This is a genomic window from Neisseria blantyrii (assembly GCF_962747855.1).
Lineage (GTDB): Bacteria > Pseudomonadota > Gammaproteobacteria > Burkholderiales > Neisseriaceae > Neisseria > Neisseria viridiae.
This window is the reverse complement of record NZ_CAUIZY010000011.1, coordinates 1-14,668: the sequence shown is the minus strand read 5'-3', so window position 1 is coordinate 14,668 and position 14,668 is coordinate 1. Positions and strand designations below refer to the sequence as shown.

18 protein-coding genes, 1 other RNA gene and 1 pseudogene are annotated in these 14,668 nt (G+C 47.8%); 10 read left to right on the top strand and 10 right to left on the bottom strand.

All coding sequences use genetic code 11. The features are described from left to right. The first annotated feature begins 4 nt into the window (after positions 1–4). Both Q9J80_RS08900 and Q9J80_RS08895 read left to right on the top strand, forming a co-directional pair. A complete protein-coding gene (locus Q9J80_RS08900) occupies positions 5–940 on the top strand; it encodes an electron transfer flavoprotein subunit alpha/FixB family protein (protein WP_304671481.1) in 936 nt (311 codons plus the stop codon). A 61-nt stretch (positions 941–1,001) separates the two neighbouring features. Next, a complete protein-coding gene (locus Q9J80_RS08895) occupies positions 1,002–1,613 on the top strand; it encodes an IMPACT family protein (protein WP_304671482.1) in 612 nt (203 codons plus the stop codon). A 53-nt stretch (positions 1,614–1,666) separates the two neighbouring features. Here Q9J80_RS08895 and Q9J80_RS08890 read toward each other — a convergent pair whose 3' ends face one another. Then, positions 1,667–1,984, bottom strand: coding sequence for a DUF4298 domain-containing protein (locus tag Q9J80_RS08890; protein WP_304671483.1), 318 nt, complete (start codon positions 1,982–1,984; stop codon positions 1,667–1,669). A gap of 156 nt (positions 1,985–2,140) precedes the next feature. On the opposite strand from Q9J80_RS08890, the gene purD reads away from it, so the two are divergent. From purD to Q9J80_RS08875, 3 genes are read left to right on the top strand one after another with little or no spacing between them, the layout of a single operon-like run. Beyond that, on the top strand, positions 2,141–3,412 hold the full coding sequence (gene purD, locus Q9J80_RS08885; RefSeq protein ID WP_304671484.1) for a phosphoribosylamine--glycine ligase: 1,272 nt from the start codon (positions 2,141–2,143) through the stop codon (positions 3,410–3,412). A 33-nt stretch (positions 3,413–3,445) separates the two neighbouring features. Beyond that, positions 3,446–4,048: an L-threonylcarbamoyladenylate synthase gene (locus Q9J80_RS08880; RefSeq protein WP_304671485.1), complete on the top strand. Its 603-nt coding sequence runs from the start codon at positions 3,446–3,448 to the stop codon at positions 4,046–4,048. 14 nt (positions 4,049–4,062) lie between these two features. After that, positions 4,063–4,578 carry a hypothetical protein gene (locus tag Q9J80_RS08875; RefSeq protein WP_304671486.1) on the top strand — a complete coding sequence of 172 codons (516 nt, stop codon included), beginning with the start codon at positions 4,063–4,065 and terminating at the stop codon, positions 4,576–4,578. Between the two features lie 164 nt (positions 4,579–4,742). Here the strand turns inward: Q9J80_RS08875 and Q9J80_RS08870 are convergent, their stop codons facing one another. The 7 genes from Q9J80_RS08870 to Q9J80_RS08840 form a co-directional block, all read right to left on the bottom strand. Beyond that, positions 4,743–5,183, bottom strand: a complete 441-nt coding sequence (locus Q9J80_RS08870) for a surface-adhesin E family protein (protein WP_304671487.1) — start codon at positions 5,181–5,183, stop codon at positions 4,743–4,745. Positions 5,184–5,421: 238 nt separating this feature from the next. Beyond that, the gene (locus tag Q9J80_RS08865) at positions 5,422–5,601 is read right to left on the bottom strand and encodes a zf-HC2 domain-containing protein (protein ID WP_304671488.1); all 180 of its coding nucleotides are present in this window, start codon (positions 5,599–5,601) and stop codon (positions 5,422–5,424) included. A gap of 4 nt (positions 5,602–5,605) precedes the next feature. Beyond that, positions 5,606–6,193, bottom strand: coding sequence for a sigma-70 family RNA polymerase sigma factor (locus Q9J80_RS08860; protein WP_304671489.1), 588 nt, complete (start codon positions 6,191–6,193; stop codon positions 5,606–5,608). Positions 6,194–6,232: 39 nt separating this feature from the next. Continuing rightward, on the bottom strand, positions 6,233–6,961 hold the full coding sequence (locus Q9J80_RS08855; RefSeq protein WP_304671490.1) for an HvfC family RiPP maturation protein: 729 nt from the start codon (positions 6,959–6,961) through the stop codon (positions 6,233–6,235). Beyond that, complete coding sequence (locus Q9J80_RS08850) at positions 6,951–7,793, bottom strand: HvfB family MNIO-type RiPP peptide maturase (RefSeq protein WP_304668286.1); 843 nt, start codon at positions 7,791–7,793, stop codon at positions 6,951–6,953. Before Q9J80_RS08850 ends, Q9J80_RS08855 begins: the two co-directional genes overlap by 11 nt. A gap of 117 nt (positions 7,794–7,910) precedes the next feature. Next, positions 7,911–8,219, bottom strand: a complete 309-nt coding sequence (locus Q9J80_RS08845; RefSeq protein ID WP_003688122.1) for an HvfA family oxazolone/thioamide-modified RiPP metallophore — start codon at positions 8,217–8,219, stop codon at positions 7,911–7,913. A 73-nt stretch (positions 8,220–8,292) separates the two neighbouring features. Next, complete coding sequence (locus tag Q9J80_RS08840; protein WP_003710760.1) at positions 8,293–8,742, bottom strand: HvfX family Cu-binding RiPP maturation protein; 450 nt, start codon at positions 8,740–8,742, stop codon at positions 8,293–8,295. Positions 8,743–9,015: 273 nt separating this feature from the next. Here Q9J80_RS08840 and Q9J80_RS08835 point away from each other — a divergent pair, with 273 nt between their 5' ends. The 5 genes from Q9J80_RS08835 to rnpB all read left to right on the top strand — a co-directional run bounded on the left by Q9J80_RS08835 (position 9,016) and on the right by rnpB (position 12,256). After that, positions 9,016–9,504: an Imm26 family immunity protein gene (locus Q9J80_RS08835; protein ID WP_304671491.1), complete on the top strand. Its 489-nt coding sequence runs from the start codon at positions 9,016–9,018 to the stop codon at positions 9,502–9,504. A 12-nt stretch (positions 9,505–9,516) separates the two neighbouring features. Further along, the gene (locus Q9J80_RS08830) at positions 9,517–9,687 is read left to right on the top strand and encodes a hypothetical protein (RefSeq protein ID WP_181778430.1); all 171 of its coding nucleotides are present in this window, start codon (positions 9,517–9,519) and stop codon (positions 9,685–9,687) included. Positions 9,688–9,717: 30 nt separating this feature from the next. After that, positions 9,718–10,611 (top strand): patatin-like phospholipase family protein, encoded by an 894-nt coding sequence (locus Q9J80_RS08825; protein ID WP_304671492.1) that lies wholly within the window; start codon positions 9,718–9,720, stop codon positions 10,609–10,611. 102 nt (positions 10,612–10,713) lie between these two features. Further along, complete coding sequence (prfB, locus tag Q9J80_RS08820; protein WP_304671493.1) at positions 10,714–11,817, top strand: peptide chain release factor 2; 1,104 nt, start codon at positions 10,714–10,716, stop codon at positions 11,815–11,817. 78 nt (positions 11,818–11,895) lie between these two features. After that, an RNA gene (rnpB, locus tag Q9J80_RS08815) (RNase P RNA component class A) lies at positions 11,896–12,256 on the top strand. A 478-nt stretch (positions 12,257–12,734) separates the two neighbouring features. Here the strand turns inward: rnpB and Q9J80_RS08810 are convergent. Then, positions 12,735–14,192: an oligopeptide:H+ symporter gene (locus tag Q9J80_RS08810; protein ID WP_301673996.1), complete on the bottom strand. Its 1,458-nt coding sequence runs from the start codon at positions 14,190–14,192 to the stop codon at positions 12,735–12,737. Between the two features lie 250 nt (positions 14,193–14,442). Further along, a pseudogene (locus tag Q9J80_RS08805) lies at positions 14,443–14,553 on the bottom strand (IS5/IS1182 family transposase); the annotation flags it as partial. Positions 14,554–14,668: the final 115 nt, after the last annotated feature.

Here is a 14,668-nt window from a genome sequence, read left to right as displayed (position 1 = left end):
TGAAATGAGCGTATTGATTATTGCCGAACACGACAACAAACAGTTGAATCCTGCCACTTTGCATGCTGTTACCGCTGCCGCAAAACTAGGCAAAGTCGATTTATTGGTCGCCGGAAACGGCGCATCGTCCGTCGTGGAGTTCGCGAAGCAAGTAGCGGGAGTGGAAAAAGTTTTGGTTGCAGATGCTGCCCATTATGCTGAAGGTTTGGCTGAAGAGTTGGCTCCGCTGGTTGTCAAATTGGCGGCGGATTACCGCTATGTTGCAGCAACGGCAACCACATTCGGTAAAAACCTTTTGCCCCGCGTAGCCGCCTTATTAGACGTACCGCAAATTTCTGATTTGACCGAGATTGTAGATAACACGACTTTTGTACGTCTGATTTATGCAGGTAATGCATTTGAAACCGTGCAAGCCAATGCGGAAAAATTGGTGCTGACCTTCCGTGCGACGGCTTTTGACGCAGCGGCGGTGCAAGGTGGTAATGCTGAGGTAATTAATATTGAAACAACCCCTGCCCAAAACCTGAGTCGTTTTGTTAACCGTCAGCTTTCCCATTCCGATCGTCCCGAACTGACTCAGGCAAAAGTGATTGTTTCCGGTGGTCGTGCGTTGGGTAGTGCGGAAAAATTTAATGAAGTGCTGACACCGTTGGCGGATGTTTTAGGTGCGGCAATCGGTGCATCCCGTGCGGCAGTTGATGCCGAATATGCGCCAAACGATGCTCAAGTCGGACAAACCGGTAAAGTGGTTGCGCCGCAACTCTATTTTGCAATCGGTATTTCAGGTGCGATTCAACACGTTGCTGGTATGCAGGACAGTAAGGTGATTGTCGCAATCAACAAAGATGCCGATGCGCCGATTTTCAATGTAGCCGATTACGGATTGGTTGGCGATTTATTTGAAATTGTTCCACAGTTAACAGAAGTATTGAAAAAATGATGTTTCACGTGAAACTTTCAGACGACCTTGTATTAATGAGGTCGTCTGAAAACATTTCAGCATGATTACGACTTATAAAACCATTACTTCCCCGACACAGGCTGAGTTTAAAGATAAAGGCAGCCGTTTTATTGCATTTGCCTATCCGATTCGGACATTGGCTGATGTGAAAAAATACCTCGATCCGTTAAAGGAAGAACATCATAAAGCACGACACTGGTGTTATGCCTATCGTTTGGGCGTGGATGGTATGCAATTTCGTGCCAACGATGATGGAGAGCCATCAGGAAGTGCTGGACGACCAATTTTGGGACAGATTGATTCGGTGGGCATCACCGATGTTTTGGTCGTGATCGTCCGCTATTTCGGTGGTGCTTTATTGGGCGTTCCTGGTCTGATTCACGCGTACAAAGAGGCGACGGCTCAGGCGTTGGCTATTGCGGAAGTGATTGAAAAGAATATTGAAAAAACCGTTTGGCTGAAATGTGAGTATCCGTTTTTGAATGAAGCAATACGCATTGCCAAACAATATCAGGCGGATATATTCGAGCAGGATTTACAGTTGGATTGCCGATTGATGGTAAGTTTATCGTTGGCAAATTATGAGGCCTGTGTTTCGGCTTGGAAGAATACTCGGCAGATTGAAGTAAATACGGAAAAGCCTTTTGAATGAAAAGGTCGTCTGAAAATCCACATCTTAGAGTTTTCAGACGACCTCTTCGCTCATTAATCTTCTTGCGTATATCTGTCCAAGGCATCGACGCTGTAGCGCAAATATAGCCAGGCTAATTGATGGAATTCGCCCAGCGCGTTCCATAAGGCATCTTCGCTCATAATGCTGTATTCGCCTTTCGTACGCAAATCCAGTTCTGCTCCATCTTCAATAGCCTGATGACACACCTGATATTCGTGGATGTAGAAATTATCCATATCGCGAATTAAAGCGACGGCATATTTCCAACGGTGGATGTTTTCTTCCAGTTGCGGTAGTAAATGACACCATTCGCGGTATTTGCTTTGGATTTCATCAATACGTTTTTGCATGGTTGCTTGTCCTTTTTTAATTTATGGATAAGTTGAATAGGTTGCATAGTGGAATGAAGTGGTCTTTGTTTGATTCCACCAAAATTTCTTCAGATGGGACAAAAGTCCCTTTGTATCGAGTTTTCGTTAAAAGTATATATTTGTCAAGGAGATGGCATGAAACTGCTGGTTATCGGTAATGGCGGTCGCGAACACGCGCTGGCTTGGAAATTGGCGCAGTCGCCCAAAGTGGAAACAGTATTTGTTGCGTCTGGTAATGCCGGTACGGCGATTGAACCTAAGTTGCAAAACATCGCCTTGACTGCGCATCAGGATTTGATCGAATTCTGTTGTAAAGAAAATATTGCTTTTACCGTCGTCGGTCCTGAAGCACCTTTGGCGGCGGGTGTTGTGGATGAATTCCGTGCCGCAGGACTGAAAATATTCGGTCCGACACAATATGCGGCGCAGTTGGAAAGTTCTAAAGATTTTGCTAAAGCATTTATGGCGAAATACAACATTCCGACCGCGCAATATCAAACCTTTGAAAACGCCGATGCCGCACATGATTACGTTAATCAGAAAGGTGCGCCCATCGTCATCAAAGCCGATGGTTTGGCGGCAGGTAAAGGCGTGATTGTGGCAATGACTTTGGATGAAGCGCATGCTGCGATTGACGATATGTTGTTGGGCAATAAAATGGGCAATGCAGGCGCACGCGTTGTGATTGAAGATTTTCTGCAAGGCGAAGAAGCGAGCTTTATCGTTATGGTTGATGGCAATCATGTATTGCCTATGGCGACCAGCCAAGACCACAAGCGTCTTTTAGACGGCGACAAAGGTCCGAATACAGGCGGTATGGGTGCGTACAGTCCCGCGCCTGTGGTAACGCCAGCCGTGTATGAGCGCGCGATGAATGAAATTATTTTGCCGACTGTAGCGGGTATGAAAGCGGAAGGACATGAGTTTACCGGCTTCCTGTACGCAGGTTTGATGATTGATCAAAGCGGTGCACCCTATACGATTGAGTTTAACTGCCGTTTCGGCGATCCTGAAACCCAGCCGATTATGAGCCGTCTGAACAGCGATTTGGCGGATTTGGTCGAAGCGGCAATAGACGGCAAACTCGATAACGTAACCGCAGAATGGAACCCGCAAACTGCCGTAGGTGTAGTGCTGGCGGCTCAAAATTACCCCGAAACGCCCAAAAAAGGCGATGTTATTTCCGGTCTGGATGCAGCCAACCAAATCGGCAAAGTTTTCCATGCAGGCACAACGGCAAACGGGAAAGGCGACGTATTGACCAACGGCGGACGCGTATTGTGTGTTGTGGGATTGGGCGACGATGTGGCGCAAGCGAAAGCCAAGGCGTATGGCGCATTGGAAAAAATCAGCTTCGACGGCATGCAATACCGTAAAGACATTGCCGATAAAGCGATTAATCGTTAATTAGAAAGAGGATGATGCCGTCTGGAGCCAAGTATGACTGATACGCTTCAGACGGCATTTTATATTATGTTATTTCCGAGAATTATCGCAGCATCAGCGCAACGTAGGTTAAGCGTTTATTTGAAAAAAGGCGGTTTGGTCGCTTATCCGACCGAATCTTGTTATGGCTTGGGGTGTCTTCCTACATTAGCCAAAGCACTCGGTAAGTTGGCGCATTTGAAAAAAAGGCCGCAACACAAGGGTATGATTGTCATCGGGAATCAATTTGAACAATTGCAGCCTTTTCTTCAAATGCCGTCTGAAAATCTACAGGCTGTGCTTAGAAAAGAATGGCCTGCTCCTAAGACTTTCCTATTATCCGCCAAATCCTGTGTCTTACCTGAGCTGCGTGGGAAGAGGCGCGGCAAGCTGGCGGTCAGAGTCCCCGATCATGCAGGTGCAAGGCGTTTGTGTCAGGCATTGGGTATGCCTTTGGTTTCCACTTCATGCAATCGGGCGGGCAAACGCGCGTGTCGGACGGAGAGGGAAGTCAGAAGGCAATTCGGACGCGATGTGTGGATTGTTGGTGGGAGAATCGGCAGGCAGAAATCGCCGAGTCAGATTATCGACGGGGAAACAGGTAAACGTTTACGTTAGATATGGTTGCTTGAATGAAAACTTTTTTGCATACACAAAGAAAAAAATTTTCGGATGGTATTTCTCTACATGACTGTTATTGCACAGAGATAAAGGTAGAAGGACGCAACGTCTGCTTTGATTTTGAGGACGGTTTTATCGTTCTGAACAACAATCCAAACAATCAAGCGGGCAAGCATCTGAAAACAGATTTTTCCCGTGTTGTTTTAACCCATGAAAATGAAAACGCCGAAGACGATTATTTGGTCGATATTTTTGAAGACATCGTTTTTTTAGGGAAACGTTTGTTTACGGTCAGAAAATTCCTTGATCTTTCCGAATTGCTTGAGATGGTCAATACACAAGGCTATTTTCTTGAATTTCTGTATCTGTATGAGTGTATCGGTATCAAAACAAGCGATTATTTTTTAGAGGCTGTGTTGGTTAAGGGACGGAGCCGGGAATGTAAAAAATGCTTTATCAAAATTATAGGGGCAAGCAGTTTTGTGTATCAATGGAACAATTTACGTTTGGATAGTGAAATTGTATAGCAGGCTTATATTTCGGATGGAAGCCGGTTTAAAAAAATAATGTGGATAACTTCGGGGTAACTTTTCAGGGAATGGCAAAATGCCGTCTGAAATGCTGATATTTCAGTATTTTAGATGGCATTTTTATGATAAGGTTTATGGATAAATTTGTGCATAAGTTGCAATCAGAGTTTTTTTCCGCATACGGTTTCATATTGTTTTTCGGTTAATGTCCCGGACAGGATGCTCATCGGGCGGAGGGAAGAGGCTGTGTAGCTTTGTGTGGAAATTTCCGTGTTTTTTGTATCAAATAGCTGTAGCGAACTTAAGCGGTATGTTTTGTTGTTGCAGTGGATTTCCCACTCGGCAATGGCAGTCTTGTATGCGGGGGTGTTGGCAAAACGTTCTTGTTTTAGATTGGTAACAACTTTTTTATCTTGGAAAATCATCAGATTTCCGTTTTTTCTCACGCTGTCTTTATTGATATATGTATGAATATTGCCGTTTGAAATCGTGCCGATATTTTTCCATCGGGCAGACTTGTCCGGTGTGCTGCAGGCGGTTAGCAATATAGGGAGTAAAACGAAAGATAGGAAGATTGGGCGCATTAGGGTTTCCTTAATCATTGAAATCCGCTCATTCAGAAAGAACGGGTTGGGCGGGAGGGATAATGCCGTCTGTGAAATAAGGCAAATAAAGCAAATATGGCAAATTGATGCAGCCTTCGTATTTTGCGTATTTATACATTCCGTATGGGAATATGCTGCTTTTGAAGCGTGTATTATGGATGAACTGCCGATAACAGTAAATCGGTTTGATTTGTTTCCGTCAGCTTATGCCGTCTGAAGCCCTTTCAGACGGCATTTATTTTGAAGTTCTGGTTGTTTTTGCCAGTGATATTTTGATGGTTTGAAGTTGTCTTTTATATTCACGGCAATACGGACAGAACAGCAGGTGCATATATATGGAAATCTTCTCGCCTGGGGTGGTTTCCCGGTCCTGATGTTTGGAAAGAAGCAGGGCAATATCGCGGCATTTTTTCATAACGTTACTTCGGGTTTTCTTGGTTGAACCATTTGATTTGCAGGCATTGGCGCAATGATTCTCGGGCGCGGTGCATAATGGTGTGGTAGTTGGCCGTGCTAATACCGCACATTTGTTGTATTTCGTTAGATGAAAAACCGAGTATTTCCTTCAGGGTAAATACCCGTGCGGTGTTTTCAGGAAGGTTGTATAGGCAGCTTTGCAGAATTTTTTGGAATTCGTTGTTATTTAATGATTTTTCCGGAGTGTTCCAATGTTGCGGCTGCCCTTCCGGCGTCCAATGCCCGTTTTGGGAAAAATGGCTTTCAAATACTTCATCCAGCAGCTCGTCATCTAGTGCGGTAAAGACTTTCCTTTGTCTCCCGATTTGACGTAATGCGTCAATAATTTTGTTTTTCAATATGGCAAAAAGCCAGCTGTTGACAAGCGCCCTGCCTTGAAAACTGTCGCCTGCGCTGTATGCGGACAGCAATGTTTCCTGCACTAAATCTTCAGCCAAATCAGGATGGTCGGGCAATTGAAGCCGCGCAAAATGCAGAAGCAGTTTGCGAGACTCCATTAATTCGGCATCGGTCAGGTCGGGTAGCGGCATAGTATCGGGAACAAGGTAATTTTATGCGGATAGATGGTTTTAGCCCGGGGAATTGCCTTCCATATTTTCGGATATGGCGGACAAGGAGGGGATGATAATCCTTTGTTCAATCCAGCCTGACCATTTCCCAAGCAAAATATTTTTCCAATTATCGGCTTCGGGCATAAATTCGACAAGGGTTTGGGCGAGGGTGTCAAACGAAAGCGCGGAGGAACCCATTATCTCCAGCAGCATCATATCGAAGCCGTCCAATGTTTGGTACATCACATCATCTTCGGTGTTTCGCCATATTAACAAGGCTGTTTCCGCTTCCTGCAAATCATCAGTAACATCATATCGATATTGCCGGATAAAGGCCGCAGGGGAGGGCGTGTATTTGCTGTGATTTGAATAATGAATGTCGGGAATATCCGGAATTTGTGCAACTTCTGCCAGTAATTGGGTATATTCAAAATCCATCAGTGCCAAAATGTCGTCTGAAAGCGGCAGGCTTTGGCAATATTGTAGGAACTCGCCGGGGATTTCTTGAAAATAGGGCGTTTGGGCGTGCGCGTCGCGGACGAAACCTTCTTTCAGACGGCCCCATTCTTCGCTGTCAAAGTATTGCAGCGTTTCGGTATAGCAGCGGTCGATAAAGCTGTGGATATTGTTGCGTATCAGGCGGATATAGACGTTCAGTCGGTCTTGCGGCAGGCCGTCTGCGGCTTCGCCCCCGCGTATGGCTTGGGCGAAACGGTGCTGGTATTGGGCGGAGGTTTCAGGCTGCACGGCGGTATTCCTTTCCGGCACGCGTTTGATAGTCGGCAATTTTGGCAACTTCGGCTTCGAGTTCGGCAAAAGGTGGGAAATTGAAATCGCGTTCCAACAGGGTGGGCGGAATCGTCGGCAGTTTGGCATAGGCAAGTTCGAGCAAGTCCCAAACAGTCGGCAAAACTGCCGCGCCATGTGTATCAATCAACAATTCCGGCGTTTCCACGTCATGTCCGGCAATATGGATATAGCACACGCGCTCTGCATCCACATTTTCTAAAAAGGCTTCAGGCGACAACAGGCCGTGATTGACAGCGTTGACGTAAATATTGTTCACATCCAAATGAATACCGCAGTCGGCTTCACGGGCAACTGCGTTGAGAAACTCGACCTCGTTCATCTCGGCAAGCGGAGAATGCAGGTAGTAGGACGTGTTTTCCACGGCGATGCGGCAGCCCAAACGGTCTTGCACTTCGCGGATACGCCGCGCCGTATGATGCACCATTTCTTCAGTGAAAGGCAGCGGCAACAAATCGTAAAGATGACCGCCGTCGTGGCAGTAGCTCAAATGATCGGAGAAAAACGTGCAATCGTAACGGCGCATCATTTCTCTGATGCCGTCTATCAAATCGGTATCCAGCGGTGCTTGCCCGCCCAGCGACATAGACAATCCGTGCAACGCCAGCGGCAGCCGTTCCGCCACGCGGTCAAACTGTTTGCGCGCCCTGCCGCCCATTTTCAGCCAATTTTCCGGTGCAGCTTCGATAAAGCATATCGGGCTGTTTTCGGAAAGCGAGAGAAAGTCTTCCGCCAAATCGCGGCGGTAGCCCAAGCCTGCGTGTTGAATCATATTTTTACCCGGTTCGGATGACACAAAAGAATAATGTGCTTGTTTAAAAAAATCTTTGTTTGCCGTTAAAAAAGCCGCATTTTAATGAAAAACGCGGCTTGGTTTGAAGGGGCGGGATTATTTAGAACCGCATTTGCCTTCGCCGCATTTGCCTTCGGCAGATTTGGCTTTGGCTTTAGATGCTTTGGTGTGTTTGTGGGCTTTTTTTACGGTTGCACCGCATTTGCCCTCGCCGCATTTGCCTTCTCCTGCTTTAGAAGCAGCCGCGCCGCACGAACCTTCGGCAGATTTGGATGCGCCGCAAGAGCCTTGGGCGGATTTTTGAACGCCTGTTGCGTTGCTTGCCGGTTTGTCGGCGGCAACGGCACCGGCGGCCAAAGACAGGGATAAAGCACCGGCGAGTGCGGCAGCAATGTTTTTGTTCATTTCTATTTCCTTTTCAGAATATCAAGTTAACGAGATAAGGTTGGAATGTTTAAAGTCAGATTCCACGACTGAATCAATCTTGTTTCAGACGGCATCGGGGGCAAAACCGTTTTTTCAGCAGCGTATCCAGCGACCATCCGCCCGCACCCTGCAAAAGCAGCGGGATTAATACCACGATATAAATTAAAGCCATTTTATAACCGTTGTCGCAGACATTGTAACCCGAACCGGCGTGAACCGCAGCCCAGGCGACGGCGGTAACGACCATCAGCCCCAATGCCGACAGGCGCGTTGCCAAACCCAAAAGCAACAGTACGGGCAGCAAAAGCTCCGCATACATCGCAAGATTCCAGTTTAACGCATCCGGCAGCAAGTTGAACGGGAATGGGAATTGATCGTTGATTTCGGAAAACCAATTCTCCCCGTTCCATTTTTGCAAACCCGATTCCAAAAATTCATATGCGGCAAACAGACGCAAAACCAGCATAGCGGATGCCGTCTGCCAAGTTGTTCCGATTTTCATAAGTATTCCTATTTTGGTTCTGTTGATACCCCATTAGACGGATTTTGTCGGAAAAACTGACACTCGGCAGCCAACAATTTAACAAGTTAATGAATATAAAAAGAAAGTATTTTGACGGAAAGAAAGGGAAAAAGGCGGGATATTTGGATAACGGCGGTGTTGTGAGATAATTCCCGCCTTGGACGGTATGCTTTCAAATGTTAATCCCGACAATAACAAAACGGGACTACTCGATGATAATTTATCAAATAAATCACTTAAAAAATAATCAATATGGATAAGGGTATAAAAAAATACGGCAGAATCTATGAAATCTCGCTCCCAAATGGGAAATTTGCTTACATATGTAGGGTGAGGCAATACGAGTTTGGTATTTTTGATTATCTCTCGGAAAAGACAGCCAATATGGATGAGCTTCTTTCTGTTGGGTTTAAGACTTATAAAGCCTGTATAGAAACAGCCATAAGAAAGAAGATTTGGAAACTGATAGGGCAAGTTGATTTAGAGAAAGAAAATATAATATATCCAGATTTAGCGATTTTCTTATCATACAATAAAGAACTTTTTATTAGACAATCAAGAGTAATGAGAAACGGAAATCCTTTGGTAGTTCCTCAAAAAGATTATATAGACTTACTAAAGCGAGGGTATATATTTGGTTTCTTTGACGATTACAAAATCTTTGAACTCTGGCTGTCTAGTAATGTGGAAAATTATCCAGAAAGTGAAGGCATATTTCCTTTGCCATCTCAGTATTTATAGGGGCAACGGCCTATGTCGCTGGAAAATGAAACTATTGATGGTGGCTTCGATCATTCATATGACCCCAACAATTACAATTTCCGTAAAGGAAAAAAAGAAAATATTAATTTTGATGATGACTTAACAAAGCCCCTTTCGCTTGGCTGTCAAAGGTGGTTGTTAAGAAAAGCAATCCCCCTTTGACGGGATGCGATATATAAAGGAATGGAAAATATGGTAACGTTTTCAAAAATCAGACCACTTTTGGCAATCGCCGCCGCCGCGTTGCTTGCCGCCTGCGGTACGGAGGGAAACAATGCCGCCCGCAAGCCGGTGCAAACCGCCAAACCCGCCGCAGTGGTCGGTTTGGCTCTCGGTGGCGGCGCATCTAAAGGATTTGCCCATATAGGAATTATTAAGGTTTTGAAAGAAAACGGTATTCCTGTTAAGGTGGTTACCGGCACATCGGCAGGTTCGATAGTCGGCAGCCTTTTTGCATCGGGTATGTCGCCCGACCGCCTCGAATTGGAAGCCGAAATTTTAGGCAAAACCGATTTAGTCGATTTAACCTTGTCCACCAGTGGTTTTATCAAAGGCGAAAAGCTGCAAAATTACATTAACCGAAAAGTCGGCGGCAGGCAGATTCAGCAGTTTCCCATCAAATTTGCCGCCGTTGCCACTGATTTTGAAACCGGCAAGGCCGCCACTTTCAATCAGGGGAATGCCGGGCAGGCGGTTCGTGCTTCCGCAGCAATTCCCAATGTGTTCCAACCCGTTATCATCAGCGGGCATACATATGTTGACGGCGGCCTGTCGCAGCCCGTGCCCGTCAGTGCCGCCCGGCGGCAGGGAGCGAATTTCGTGATTGCCGTCGATATTTCCGCACATCCGAGCAAAAATGTCGGTCAAGGCTTCTTCTCGTATCTCGATCAGACGCTGAACGTAATGAGCGTTTCCGCACTGCAAAATGAGTTGGGGCAGGCAAATGTGGTTATCAAACCGCAGGTTTTGGGTTTGGGTGCAGTCGGCGGATTCGATCAGAAAAAACGTGCCATCCGGTTGGGTGAAGAGGCAGCGCGTGCCGCATTGCCCGAAATTAAACGCAAATTGGCGGCATACCGTTATTGACGCGATGCCGTCTGAACGTGTTTCCAGAAGGCTTTATCCATAGAAAAAAATACCCGAATCCCGTACAATACGCCCCTAAAATTTTGAAAGAACAAAAGAATCATGGAAGCCGAAGTAATCAACCAGCTCAACAATACCCTGAACGATTTGGAAAAGCGCAGCGAAGACATCCGCGTTTATATGGATTATCAGGGCAAGAAAGACCGATTGGAAGAAGTTGTCGGCCTTTCTGAAGACCCCGAACTTTGGAATGACCCGAAACGCGCCCAAGAAATCGGCAAAGAGCGCAAAATCCTCGAAGGCATCGTGCTGACGCTCGACAACATCGCGTCGGGCATCGAAGACAACCGAATGCTGATTGAAATGACCGTCGAAGAAAACGACGAAGAAGGTTTTGCCGCCGTGCAGGAAGACGTGTCGGGGCTGGAAAAACAGATGGCGGATTTAGAGTTCAAGCGGATGTTCAACCAGCCCGCCGACCCGAACAACTGCTTTATCGACATCACTGCAGGCGCGGGCGGTACCGAAGCGGAAGACTGGGCGGGGATGCTGTTCCGTATGTACAGCCGCTACGCCGAGCGCAAAGGCTTCAAAATCGAAATCCTTGAGGAAGACGACGGCGAAATCGCAGGCATCAACCGCGCGACTATCCGAGTGGAAGGCGAATACGCTTATGGTTTGCTGCGTACCGAAACCGGCGTTCACCGCTTGGTGCGCTATTCGCCGTTTGACTCGAACAACAAACGCCATACCTCGTTTGCCTCCGTGTTCGTTTACCCTGAAATCGATGATTCCATTGAAATCGAAATCAACCCTGCTGATTTGCGCATCGACACCTATCGCGCATCCGGTGCGGGCGGTCAGCACATCAATAAAACCGACTCCGCCGTGCGTATTACCCACGAGCCGACCGGGATTGTAGTGCAATGTCAAAATGACCGTTCGCAACACGCCAACAAAGCCGCTGCGATGGAAATGTTGAAGTCCAAACTGTATGAATTGGAAATGCGCAAACGCAACGAAGAGAAACAGGCGTTGGAAGAAGGTAAATCCGATGTGGGTTGGGGCAGCCAAATCCGTTCGTATGTCTTGGATTCCTCGCGCATTAAAGACTTGCGTACAAGCTACGAAGTCGGCAATACCAAAGCCGTATTGGACGGCGATTTGGACGGCTTTATCGAAGCCAGCCTGAAACAGGGTGTGTAGTTTAGGCTGTATGCCGTCTGAAACCTGTACCGCTTCAGACGGCATTTTTGCGTTTCGTGTTATAATCCGCGCCGCACACGGGACGGGCAGACAGTCGCCGCGTATCGCGTAAGGCATACGGGGAGGAAAGTCCGGGCTCCGCAGGGTAGAATGCCGGTTAACGGCCGGGCGCGGTAACGCGACGGAAAGTGGAACAGAAAGTAAAACCGCCGATGGCTGCTTTGGCAGCACAGGCAAGGGTGAAAAGGTGCGGTAAGGGCGCACCGCGCATTTGGTAACAATATGCGGCAGGCCAAACCCCATTCGGAGCAAGACCAAACAGAACGCAATGACGCTGCCCGCCGAGCGTTCGGGTAGGTTGCTTGAGCATACCGGCAACGGTATGCCTAGAGGAATGACTGTCCAACGACAGAACCCGGCTTACCGCCCGTCCGGTGTGCATCCGACACGCAAATGCCGTCTGAAACCTGAAATATGGTTCAGACGGCATTTTTATTTAGGCTGTGTTTTTATAGTAGATTAACAAAAACCAGTACGGCGTTGCCTCGCCTTAGCTCAAAGAGAACGATTCTCTAAGGTGCTGAAGCACCAAGTGAATCGGTTCCGTACTATTTGTACTGTCTGCGGCTTCGTCGCCTTGTCCTGATTTTTGTTAATCCACTATATATTTCGTTGATGCAGCACTCATTTAGTCGGACAAAATGCCTTTTACTCAATAGAACCGGTTTCCGCCCAAGCGGAAATAAGCGGTTTTTTCTTGCAAACAGACGGAATCAGACGGGTATTCAAATGACAATCGGCAGGCTGCCTTCCGGTTGAGCGGGAGCCTGTCCTGTCGGATGGAAACGGTTTGGTTTCATTATGCGGAAAAATGCCGTCTGAAGGGTTCAGACGGCATCGGCGCATCGGGGAAGGACTTAGTCTGTGCCTTCGAGCATTTTGTTCAATTTGGGGACGAGCAGGAGCAGCAGGAAGCCTGTGGCTGCGCCGATGTAGAACAGCAGCCGGTAGAAGCCGATTTCGTCGCCCGCCTGATAGCCTTTTTCAAACAATACGCCGCCCAAAGTGAAGCCTAATGAAAAGGCAAGGAAATTAAGGGCGACCATTTGGGTTTTGAATAAAGGCGGTGCGATTTTGGTGGAGATGGACAGTGCAATCGGGGAAATCATCAGTTCGCCTATCGTGATGGCGAGGACAATCAGTGCGAAAACCGCAATAGGCATCGGCGTGCCGGAGGAAATAAAGGGGACGAATCCCAAAAACGACGCGCCGGTAACAAATACCGCCATAGCAAATTTCAGCGGGGTTTTAGGCTGTTTGCGCCCCATTTTTGTCCACATTGCCGCCATAAGTCCGGAAAACAGGATGACCCACAGGCTTTGCATAGAATCTTTCCAAGCGACGGGCACGGTAAACGAACCGATGGTGCGGTTGACGGTTTCGTCGAAATAGACGGTTGCCACGGTGTAAATCTGAAACCAGACCGCCCAAAACATACAGATGGTCAGGAAAAGCGGGATGTAGGCGATGATGTGCCGTTTGTTGTCGGAACTGACGCGGGGGGTGGCCAGCAGGCGGGCGAAATAGGCGATGACGGCAAGGATGACGGTAGATAAGAGGATGCCGGAGAAATTGTCGAGGTTGACAAGCCCGGTTTTGATGGCGGTTGCAAGTGCGGCGATGAGGGCGATGCCGACGGCGGTCGCAGTTTTGCCCTGTCCTTTTGAAAGCGGATGGGGGACGGTGGGATGGGGCAGATTTTTACGTCCCAAGGAATAACGCCACAAGCCGAATGCCATACCGACTGCCGCCGCGCCGAAACCATAATGGAAACCGATGTTTTCTTGAAGCAGTCCGGTCAGCAGCGGGCCTAGGAAGCCGCCGATATTGATGGCGATGTAGAAAATGGAAAATCCCGCATCGCGCAGCGGGCGCATTTCGTCCTGTTCGTATAATGCGCCCACCATAGAGCTGGCCGTGGATTTCACGCCGCCGCTGCCCAATGCGATGAATATCAGCCCGATTAAAAGGCCGTACAGGCCCGGTGCTGCGGCAAGGACGATGTGTCCGAGCATCACGACGATGCCCGAGAGGAAGAGGGTTTTTTCCGCACCCCATACGCGGTCGGCAAACCACGCGCCCAAAATGGTGGACAGGTACACGCTGCCGCTGTATGCGCCGACAATGCCGCCGGCGAGGGTTTTGTCTATGCCCAAGCCGCCTTTGTCGGCGGTGTAATAGAGGTAAATCAGCAGGATGCCCTGCATTCCGTAAAATGAAAAACGTTCCCACAATTCGATATGGAAGAGGGTGGAAAGCTGGAAGGGGTGGCCGAAGAATGTTTTTTCTCCGGTGGGGGCGGGATGCCGGGACATAAAGGTTCTCCTAAAAGATTTTCTCTCAATGCCGTCTGAAACGGATGCGGACGGCGGCGGTGTTTTTTGTATGAAAATCGGTTTTTAACCGATATTTTCATTCTTTGTCAAACGATGCGCTGCCGTTTTTTGCGGACGGATGTTTTATATTTGTTTCAATTCAACGGATTGTATTTTAGAGGACGTGTTCCGATACGGCGCGGGTAAAGTCTTTTCAGTCAAGCGGCTTATCCGATAGGGCGGTTTTTTATAGTGGATTAAATTTAAACCAGTACGGCGTTGCCTCGCCTTGCCGTACTATTTGTACTGTCTGCGGCTTCGTCGCCTTGTCCTGATTTAAATTTAATCCACTATACTTAGATGGAAAATCACCGCCTTATATATCCGCCACGCCGAAGGGCGCATTATAGTGGATTAACAAAAACCAGTACGGCGTTGCCTCGCCTTAGCTCAAAGAGAACGATTCTCTAAGGTGC

Bases quoted from the DNA above. Each gene is read 5' to 3' on its own strand.
- Q9J80_RS08900 (WP_304671481.1), top strand. From the start codon at position 5: ATGAGCGTATTGATTATTGCCGAACACGACAACAAACAGTTGAATCCT.
- Q9J80_RS08895 (WP_304671482.1), top strand. From the start codon at position 1,002: ATGATTACGACTTATAAAACCATTACTTCCCCGACACAGGCTGAGTTT.
- Q9J80_RS08890 (WP_304671483.1), bottom strand. From the start codon at position 1,984: ATGCAAAAACGTATTGATGAAATCCAAAGCAAATACCGCGAATGGTGT.
- purD (WP_304671484.1), top strand. From the start codon at position 2,141: ATGAAACTGCTGGTTATCGGTAATGGCGGTCGCGAACACGCGCTGGCT.
- Q9J80_RS08880 (WP_304671485.1), top strand. From the start codon at position 3,446: ATGACTGATACGCTTCAGACGGCATTTTATATTATGTTATTTCCGAGA.
- Q9J80_RS08875 (WP_304671486.1), top strand. From the start codon at position 4,063: ATGAAAACTTTTTTGCATACACAAAGAAAAAAATTTTCGGATGGTATT.
- Q9J80_RS08870 (WP_304671487.1), bottom strand. From the start codon at position 5,183: ATGATTAAGGAAACCCTAATGCGCCCAATCTTCCTATCTTTCGTTTTA.
- Q9J80_RS08865 (WP_304671488.1), bottom strand. From the start codon at position 5,601: ATGAAAAAATGCCGCGATATTGCCCTGCTTCTTTCCAAACATCAGGAC.
- Q9J80_RS08860 (WP_304671489.1), bottom strand. From the start codon at position 6,193: ATGCCGCTACCCGACCTGACCGATGCCGAATTAATGGAGTCTCGCAAA.
- Q9J80_RS08850 (WP_304668286.1), bottom strand. From the start codon at position 7,793: ATGATTCAACACGCAGGCTTGGGCTACCGCCGCGATTTGGCGGAAGAC.
- Q9J80_RS08845 (WP_003688122.1), bottom strand. From the start codon at position 8,219: ATGAACAAAAACATTGCTGCCGCACTCGCCGGTGCTTTATCCCTGTCT.
- Q9J80_RS08840 (WP_003710760.1), bottom strand. From the start codon at position 8,742: ATGAAAATCGGAACAACTTGGCAGACGGCATCCGCTATGCTGGTTTTG.
- Q9J80_RS08835 (WP_304671491.1), top strand. From the start codon at position 9,016: ATGGATAAGGGTATAAAAAAATACGGCAGAATCTATGAAATCTCGCTC.
- Q9J80_RS08830 (WP_181778430.1), top strand. From the start codon at position 9,517: ATGTCGCTGGAAAATGAAACTATTGATGGTGGCTTCGATCATTCATAT.
- Q9J80_RS08825 (WP_304671492.1), top strand. From the start codon at position 9,718: ATGGTAACGTTTTCAAAAATCAGACCACTTTTGGCAATCGCCGCCGCC.
- prfB (WP_304671493.1), top strand. From the start codon at position 10,714: ATGGAAGCCGAAGTAATCAACCAGCTCAACAATACCCTGAACGATTTG.
- Q9J80_RS08810 (WP_301673996.1), bottom strand. From the start codon at position 14,192: ATGTCCCGGCATCCCGCCCCCACCGGAGAAAAAACATTCTTCGGCCAC.